This is a genomic window from Helicobacter jaachi (assembly GCF_000763135.2).
GTDB classification, from domain to species: domain Bacteria; phylum Campylobacterota; class Campylobacteria; order Campylobacterales; family Helicobacteraceae; genus Helicobacter_C; species Helicobacter_C jaachi.
This window is the reverse complement of sequence record NZ_JRPR02000010.1, coordinates 24,302-30,646: the sequence shown is the minus strand read 5'-3', so window position 1 is coordinate 30,646 and position 6,345 is coordinate 24,302. Positions and strand designations below refer to the sequence as shown.

General features: G+C 41.4%; 4 protein-coding genes. 1 reads left to right on the top strand and 3 read right to left on the bottom strand.

The annotated features are described in order from the left end of the window. Positions 1–143 precede the first annotated feature (143 nt). The gene (gene hemE / locus LS71_RS08560) at positions 144–1,166 is read right to left on the bottom strand and encodes a uroporphyrinogen decarboxylase (RefSeq protein WP_034357040.1); all 1,023 of its coding nucleotides are present in this window, start codon (positions 1,164–1,166) and stop codon (positions 144–146) included. Then, positions 1,163–2,185 (bottom strand): aspartate-semialdehyde dehydrogenase, encoded by a 1,023-nt coding sequence (locus tag LS71_RS08555; RefSeq protein ID WP_034357037.1) that lies wholly within the window; start codon positions 2,183–2,185, stop codon positions 1,163–1,165. The genes hemE and LS71_RS08555 overlap by 4 nt, the downstream gene beginning before the upstream one ends. 315 nt (positions 2,186–2,500) lie before the next feature. On the opposite strand from LS71_RS08555, the gene LS71_RS08550 reads away from it, so the two are divergent. Beyond that, entirely contained in the window at positions 2,501–3,163 is a 663-nt protein-coding gene (locus tag LS71_RS08550; RefSeq protein ID WP_034357034.1) for an outer membrane protein, read from the top strand. 392 nt (positions 3,164–3,555) lie between these two features. Here the strand turns inward: LS71_RS08550 and LS71_RS08545 are convergent, their stop codons facing one another. Next, positions 3,556–6,150 (bottom strand): ATP-dependent Clp protease ATP-binding subunit, encoded by a 2,595-nt coding sequence (locus LS71_RS08545; protein WP_034355231.1) that lies wholly within the window; start codon positions 6,148–6,150, stop codon positions 3,556–3,558. Between the last annotated feature and the right edge of the window lie 195 nt (positions 6,151–6,345).

Genomic DNA, 6,345 nt, shown 5'->3' with positions numbered 1-6,345 from the left:
AACTCTAGTGCAGAGATTTCTAAAAGAGTAGATACTGTAGCTAAAGATATATTAGATGATGTGAATAAGAAGAGGTTTTAGATTCTGTGGGTTATAGAATCTAGATTCTGCCATGTAGATTCTGTAATTTATAGAATCTAGACTTACCGCCGCGTTTTGTCCTTGACCATTTGCACAAGCGCAATAGCATTCTCACGAGGCAAATCAGGAAGCATACCATGCCCTAGGTTAAAGATATGCCCTGCCTGCTTGCCCATAACAGACAATATCTCATCAACGCCCCTTTGCATAGAATCTAAATCATAAAGTCGCGATGGCTCAAGATTGCCTTGCAAGACATACTTACGCCCAAGTGTTTGCTTGGCTAGCTCCATAGGCGTGCTCCAATCCACGCCAAATACATCAAAATCCCCATTAATCTTATCCAAATATCCAGCAATGCCCTTAGGGAAAAGCAAAACCGGTATGTGTGGATATTTGCGCTTAAGATAGGAGGCAATTTCTTTCATATAATGCCAGCTAAACTTGATGTAGGCTTCGCATTCAAGCGCATTTGCCCAGCTATCAAAAATTTGCACCGCATTTGCTCCAGCGCGTATTTGCCCTTCAAGATAGTGCTTTAGCTCCTCTGTAAGCACTTCTAGCAGCGAAGTGAGAATGCGTGGCTCTTTATAGAGCATAGCCTTACTTTTAGCATAAGTTTTGCTCCCACAGCCCTCAATCATATAAGTTGCCAAAGTCCAAGGAGAGCCGCTAAAACCGATGAGTGCCTTATCTTTAGGCAGTTTAGCGCGGATAGAACTCACTGCGTCATAGACATAGTCTAAATGTTTGTGCGCGCCTTTTTTAAGTGTGACAACATCACTCATTGTGCTAATTGTGCGCCTAAAGTGCGGTCCTTCACCTGCTAAAAATTCTAAAGGCAATCCCATTTCCAAAGGCACAACCAAAATATCGCTAAAAAGTATCGCCGCATCGACATCAAGGATTTCAATAGGTTGGAGCGTTACCTCTGTGGCAAGCGATACATTTTGGCACAAGTCTAAAAAGCCTCCGGCTTTTGCGCGCGTTTGTTTGTATTCAGCTAGATACCTGCCTGCCTGTCGCATAAGCCATATAGGCGTGTATGGCGTGGGTTTCCTAAAACATGCATCGATAAAAATCATTGCATTTCCGCCCATTTTTGCGCAATTCTTACCGCATTTGTTGCCGCTCCTACGCGGATTTGGTCTGCTACGCACCATAAGTGCAAAATATGCTTATCAAAATTATCCTCCCTCACGCGCCCCACATAAGTTTGGTCTGTTTCGCTCACCATTATGGGCATAGGATACATTTTTTCCTGTGGTTTGTCGCACAGCACGACGCTAGGCGATTGACTTAGAATCTTGCGCACTTCTTGCGCATTCACTTCGCGTTCAAAGCAAATGCTTATAGATTCACTATGGCTGCGCAAAACCGGAACACGCACGCATGTAGCGCTCACCGCAAAGTTTGAATGCATAATTTTATTGGTCTCATTGACCATTTTCATTTCTTCTTTCGTGTAGTCATTGGGCATAAAAATATCAATATGGGGTATCACATTAAGCGCTAGGCGGTGGGGAAATACTCTCGTTTCTGCCTCATCAAGCTTAAAGGCAAAAAACGCCTGCATTTGCATAACAAGCTCTTCCATACCGCTTTTGCCCGCTCCGCTTGCCGCTTGATAGGTACTTACATCTACTCGCTTGATACCAAATTCCTTATGCAGGGGGGCTAGCACATGCACCATTTGAATAGTAGAGCAATTAGGATTAGCGATAATGCCTTTCTTGCGCCATAGCGCGATATCCTCCGCATTCACTTCAGGCACGACAAGAGGCACATCATTATCCATACGAAAGTGGCTTGTATTGTCAATCACCACCGCCCCAGCCTTTGCCGCACTAGGGGCAAACTCCGCGCTCACACTTCCTCCCGCTGAAAAAAAGGCTATTTCTATCCCCTCATCTGCAAAGACATTATGAGTGGTTTTAGCAATCTTATAAGTTTGCGCGTTAAACTCAATCTCTTTGCCTACACTTCTTTCACTTGCTAGCGGAACGACCTTAGCCACCGGGAATTTTTTCTCCTCCAAGACTTTAAAAATCTCCTCTCCCACAGCTCCGCTTGCTCCAACTACTCCAACTACATATTTTTTCACGCTATATCCTTTTAGGTTCTAAAATCTCTATAGTCGCGGCAGTGTAGCAAAAATTTTTTAATGCATTGGCTAATGATGCAGACTTAAAAATGGCTTGCAGATTCTGTAAATCTATAGAATCTAGCCGCCACTTTTGTCGCTAGATTCTATAACTGGGGCGATTTGAGAGCAAATGTAAAATCTGTTACATTATTTTACATTTAACATATACTTTACATAATATTTACCTTGACTTTAAGGTAAATATGGGGGGGGGGGGTAGAATGTAAAGATATGCGTAAGAGCATAATATTTTTACATTCTTAAGGAGTAACAATGAAAAAGTTGTTAGTAAGTTCGGTAGCGGCATTGGCTCTAACAAGCAGTGCGCTTATAGCAGAGGAAAGCGGTGCATTTGTAGGTGTGGGCATTGGGTATGGAAGCACTACGATGAAAGAGAGTTTTAGCGGTGCTGGCGGACACGATGAGAACCTCTCAAAGGCTGGTCTCAATTATGGCTTAATCGCAGGTTATAAGCAATTTTTTACAGAAAGCTTTGGCTTGCGCTACTATGCAAACATAGATTTTAATAATTCAAAATTAAAGCAAACAGACCCAGACCTAGGCAGCACAACGCTCAATAATATTAATTATGGTGTGAATGTAGATGCGCTCTATAATTTTGTCACATCTGCAGATATGGATTTTGGCGTATTTTTAGGTATTGGGCTAGGTGCGAACTCTTGGAGTGGAAAAACTATTGACATACTTAAAGAGGGGCTTGATGGCACAGGTAAAAAAGTATCTACAACAGGCTTTGATGCAGCACTTAATGTAGGTTTAAGAGGTGTATTCGCTAAAGCACATGGTATTGAGCTTGCCGCACGCGTGCCTTTTGTGAAAACTACACTTTATGATATAGATATAGAAGGTGCAAATATGAAAGCCACCGCTCATCGCACATACAATGTGGGCTTGCGCTATACATTTGGCTTTTAAGATATAAAGTTGGGAGCTAGATTCTGTAATATTATAGAATCTAACCTTTAAAAATAAGTTGATAGATGCTTAAAGCAGCTATAACTTTATACTTTAGGCGTTTGAGGGCAATTTACTTGCCAGCAAACAAGACCGCGCGGCTTTTTATAAAAAGCAACAGCGCGGAATTATAGAATCTAGCCTTAAAAAACAAGTTGATAAGCTGCGTAAGCAGATTATAACTTTATACTTTAGGCGCAAATGTGAGCTTTGCTTACATTTGTAAGATGCGCGCGGCTTTTTGTTAAAAAAAGCAACAGCGCGGAATTATAGAATCTAGCTAAATTTTTCACATCTGTCCTTTTGTTTAAAGCCCTATACATTCTTGTAGGGCTTTGCTTCATATTATCCCCTTATTTTTCCCCTTTGCTTTTGTGTTTGACTTTGGCGCAGATTTTGCCCTTTTCTAGCGTGAAATTCACACTATCGCCATCTTTTACTTCATCGCGCAAGATTAAATCAGCCAGCCTATCCTCGACTTCCTCATATAATGCCCTCTTAAGCGGGCGCGCGCCATATACGCTATCAAAGCCCACTTCTGCGATATATTCTTTTGCCTCTTGACTTAGCGTAATGCTAATGCCTTTCTCATGCGCCCTTTTAGCAAGGCTTGCAAACATAATATCCACAATTTTTGTGATTTCGTCAAGCCCTAGCGGATTAAATATCACCACATCATCAAGGCGATTTAAAAATTCAGGCTTGAAATAGTTTTTAAGCGCGTCTTTGACAGCCTTTTGCCGCTCCTCTTTATCGCTTAACTCCATAATTTTATCACTAGCAATATTGCTTGTTAAAATAATAATAGTATTAGTAAAATCCACGCTCACGCCCTTACTATCGGTCAATCGCCCATCATCAAGCACTTGCAAGAGGATATTAAACACATCTGGGTGAGCTTTCTCCACTTCATCAAATAGCACAATGCTATAGGGTCTGCGTCTAATGGCTTCGGTCAGCACGCCACCTTCCTCATAGCCTACATAGCCCGGTGGTGCGCCCACAAGCCTGCTCACAGCGTGCTTTTCCATATATTCGCTCATATCAATGCGCACCAGCGATTTGGCATTATCAAAGAGGAATTCTGCCAAAGTTTTCGCGCATTGCGTTTTACCCACGCCAGTTGGACCTAAAAATAAAAAGCTGCCAATAGGGCGAGTAGCGTCGCTTAATCCCGCTTTATTGCGTTTAATTACGCGTGCAATGGCTTTTATGGCATCATCTTGTCCCACTACGCTTTTTTCAAGTTCAGATTCTATATCAAGGATACGCTCCTTTTGACTTTGGAGCATTTTTTTCACAGGTATGCCACTCCAGCGGCTCACAATGCCAGCAATACTCTCTTGAGTAACGGCATTTTTAAGTAAAGTGCCATGACTTTGCATATCCTCCCATTGCTTTTGCAGGGCTTCTTCTTGGCTTTGGATTTGAGGGATTTTGCCATAATCAATTTCTGCGGCTTTATTATAATCCCCACTGCGCTTAGCGAGTTCAGATTCTCTTTTTAGACTATCAAGCTCGGCTTTAAGCGAGGCGATGTTGGTAAAAACGCTCTTTTCTTGCTCAAATTTCCCCTCCAGCGCTACTCTCTCTTCACGCAGATTCTCTAATTCTTTATCAATTTCAAGTACGCGCGCCTCATTGGCGTTATTTTTTTCCATATTAAGCGCTTGCTTTTCTACTTCAAGATTGGCAATATGCTTTTTAATTTTACTTAGCTCTAGCGGTTCAGATTCTATTTGCATTTTTAATTCCGCTGCGGCTTCATCGATTAAATCAATGGCTTTATCAGGCAAAAATCTATCCGTAATGTAGCGGCTAGATAGTTTTGCAGCAGCCACAAGCGCGGCGTCTGTGATATTTACATTATGATGAGCTTCTAAATTAGGCTTAATGCCGCGCAAGATTTGCAAAGCCTCATTAATACTTGGCTCATTTACGCTAATGGGCTGAAATCTCCTTGTAAGTGCAGCATCTTTTTCAAAATACTTGCGATATTCTTTTAAAGTAGTCGCACCAATGGTGTGCAGCTCGCCACGCGCAAGGGCTGGCTTTAAAATATTTGCCGCGTCCATACTGCCCTCACTCGCGCCTGCACCTACGATAGTGTGAATTTCATCAATAAACAAAATAACATTGCCTGATTTTTTAACTTCATCAACCACATTCTTAAGCCGCTCCTCAAACTCGCCCCGATACTTTGCACCTGCGATAAGCGCGCTCATATCAAGAGCTATTAGTCGTTTGTTTTGCAAGCTTATAGGCACAGTTTTTGCCACAATTCGTTGGGCTAAACCCTCCACCACAGCGGTTTTACCCACACCGGGTTCGCCTAAGAGAATGGGATTATTTTTACTTTTACGAATAAGAATTTGCATCATCGCATTAATCTCATCATCGCGCCCAATGACCGGGTCTAGGGTATTTTCTAGGGCTTTTTGTGTCAAATCAATGCCAAATTTGCTTAGAGATTCTAAATTATCATCGCCGCTTTGAGATTCTATCTTTGTTTCCCCACGCAGCGCAATCAAAGTCTTTTTAAGCTCTGTAATATCCAAAAATGGCTTGAAAAGCGCATTGAAAGTTGGCTCTTTAATATTGGCAATCAAAAACATATCCACCGCAACAAAACTATCGCCATTTTTAGTGGCTTCGCCTTGCGCTAAATTTAGCGCATTGGAGAGTTCTTTGCTAATATTTAGATTTTCTTTAGCGACATTGGAACTTTTTGGCAGTTTATCCACTTCACTGCGCGCAGCAAGCTCGATAGCGGCTTTATCGATATTCATTTTATTTAACGCTTGATTAAGCACGCTTTGATGATTGGTTAAAAGCGCCCAATACACATGGGCTGGGGTGATTTCTTGATTCCCCGAATGTATAGCAAGAGAGGCAGCACTATCAAGGGATTCTCGCATTTGGTTGGTGAGTTTATCAAATAAATTCATAGGAAACTCCTTAAGTTTTATAGAAATGATATTATATAAGTTTAGTCATTTAATGTCAAGTTTATTTATAAAATAACTTATAACTTTATTTTTAAGGGCATTGGACATAGCATTAACTTGTGATATTTCATAATGATTTATAATCCCAAAATTATATCGATTGGCTATTTTGCCATCTTGGCTCATAAAATTTCC

Coding starts and splice junctions, on each gene's coding strand:
- hemE (WP_034357040.1), bottom strand. CDS start 1,166: ATGATTTTTATCGATGCATGTTTTAGGAAACCCACGCCATACACGCCT.
- LS71_RS08550 (WP_034357034.1), top strand. CDS start 2,501: ATGAAAAAGTTGTTAGTAAGTTCGGTAGCGGCATTGGCTCTAACAAGC.
- LS71_RS08545 (WP_034355231.1), bottom strand. CDS start 6,150: ATGAATTTATTTGATAAACTCACCAACCAAATGCGAGAATCCCTTGAT.